This is a genomic window from Hydrocoleum sp. CS-953, from assembly GCF_002260545.1.
Lineage (GTDB): Bacteria > Cyanobacteriota > Cyanobacteriia > Cyanobacteriales > Microcoleaceae > Trichodesmium.
This window is the reverse complement of record NZ_LGSU01000841.1, coordinates 4047-4988: the sequence shown is the minus strand read 5'-3', so window position 1 is coordinate 4988 and position 942 is coordinate 4047. Positions and strand designations below refer to the sequence as shown.

The following is a 942-nucleotide window of genomic DNA, read 5'->3' as shown; positions in this document are numbered from 1 at the left end:
AGAAGAGGATTGACGAACAGGAAAATTTTTATTTATTATCCCCTTAAAAGGGGAGGCTTTAAACCACAATATTTCGGTAATTTTTTCTGGTAAGGATGGAAGTGATGGCAAGCTTTATCAGGAGAAAAATGTCATGGCAGTGTTAGAGGAACTTGCTAGGTTAGAGGAAGGAGATGTCTAATGAAATATAGTATTTTAATTCAATGGTCTGAAGAGGATAAAACTTATATTGCCAGTTTACCTGAATGGGGGAAGTACGCTCAAACTCATGGTGAATCTTATGAAGAAGCTCTGGAAAATGCGAAGCAAGTTTTGGCAGATTTAGTTTATGCTTATGAGGAAATGGGAAAACCTCTGCCACAGCTACAGAATTTACAAACAATTTAATTTGAATAGAGAGCGATCGCTATCTTGAAGTCAGAAGTTAGAAGTCAGAAGTTAGAAGTTAAAATTCTTGTTGTGACTAATCTTTTGGATGGTGAGTAACTTATATCGAACGCTCGATATATTTTATTCTACTTTCAGAGAAAAGCTGGTAACTGAATCTAGCGATCGCCATCTTGAAGTTAGAAGTCAGAAGTTGAATTCTTGCTATGACTAATTTGGATAAATGAGACCTCATATGACTTCGTTAAAATTCATTCTGGTTTTTGTTGAGCATCAAGGTATTAGGGTTTGGGCACCAAACCCCTACAGTTACTTCAGTTATCAGTTATCAGGTTAGGGTTTGGAGACCAAACCCCTACAGTTATTTTAGCTCTAAAAAAAGAGCCAATATTTCCCCACAATACTTATCTACTTTAAAAATAAAACAACTTTTTCTGGTTGTCAAGGAGCGATCGCTCTTATTCTGTGGTTGACCATCAAGGTATTAGGGTTTGGAGACCAAACCCCTACAGTTACTTCAGTTATCAGTTATCAGTTATCAGTTATCAGTTATCA

Annotated in this window: 1 protein-coding gene; it reads left to right on the top strand. The window is 36.3% G+C overall.

Translation table 11 applies throughout. The annotated features are described in order from the left end of the window. Positions 1 to 180 precede the first annotated feature (180 nt). A complete protein-coding gene (locus AFK68_RS10800) occupies positions 181 to 387 on the top strand; it encodes a type II toxin-antitoxin system HicB family antitoxin (protein ID WP_094671830.1) in 207 nt (68 codons plus the stop codon). Positions 388 to 942: the final 555 nt, after the last annotated feature.